We start from the raw sequence: 949 nt of genomic DNA, 5'->3' as shown, positions 1-949 counted from the left end.
CGTCGCCGACCGCGAAGTGGCACTCATGGCGGACTGGATCTGCGGCGCGAATGCGCCCGATTTCCACGTCACCGGTGTGAACTGGGGCCGCGACCTGCCCGAGCCCGACGCCGTGGCGGACCTGCGCAACGTGCTGTCCGGCGACCGCTCCCCCGACGGCAAGGGGCTGCTGGCGATAGAGCGGGGCATCGAGGTGGGCCATGTCTTCTACCTGGGAACCAAGTACAGCCAGGCCATGAACGCGACCTTTCTGGACGAAAACGGCAAGCCCCGGTTGTTCGAGATGGGCTGCTACGGGATCGGCGTGACGCGCCTGCCCGCGGCCGCGATCGAGCAGAACCATGACGCGCGCGGAATCATCTGGCCCGACGCGATTGCGCCCTTCACGGCCGTGATCTGCCCCATCGGCATGGACCGCAGCGCCGCCGTGCAGGCGGCGGCGGAAAAACTGTACGCCGACTTCCTGGCTGCGGGAGTCGACGTGCTGCTCGACGACCGCGGCGAGCGCCCGGGCGCCATGTTTGCCGACTGGGAGCTCATCGGCGTTCCGCACCGGGTGGTGATCTCGGAGCGCGGCCTCGGGGAGGGCCAGCTGGAATACCAGCACCGCCGCGACCCGGCGGCCACCAGGGTGGCCTGCGCCGACGTCCTGGCGCACGTGAAGGGTCGCATGGCCGTATGAGCAAGCGGGTGCCTGCATGCGGTGCCATGCCGGCCATCCCGGGCGGTTTGTCGCGGCGCGTCTGCCTGCGCTTCCTGTCAGCGCTCTCGGCCCCTGCCGCGTGGCTTGCCGCGCCGCAGACCGCGCATGCGGGGGGGCAGTTGGAGGAGCCGTTGATGGACTCCGTGCGCACGGCCCTGAGCTCGGCGATCGGCAATCGGGCGCCGCCCGAGCCGGAGTTCTTCAGCACCGAATCCCGCCTGCACTACCTGCGCTGGCTCACCGCCA

The 949-nt window shown here is 70.3% G+C and carries 1 protein-coding gene and 1 pseudogene; both read left to right on the top strand.

Features of this window, described 5'->3' with window-relative positions:
- Positions 1-682: His/Gly/Thr/Pro-type tRNA ligase C-terminal domain-containing protein (locus VTU_RS0106315; protein ID WP_010102228.1), on the top strand; the 682-nt coding region annotated here is incomplete at its 5' end.
- Between the two features lie 26 nt (positions 683-708).
- Positions 709-949, top strand: a pseudogene (locus tag VTU_RS0106310) (lytic transglycosylase domain-containing protein); the annotation flags it as partial.

Source organism: Verminephrobacter aporrectodeae subsp. tuberculatae At4 (assembly GCF_000193225.1).
In the GTDB taxonomy this organism is placed as follows: Bacteria; Pseudomonadota; Gammaproteobacteria; order Burkholderiales; family Burkholderiaceae_C; genus Acidovorax; species Acidovorax aporrectodeae.
This window is presented reverse-complemented; position numbering and strand designations above follow the sequence as displayed.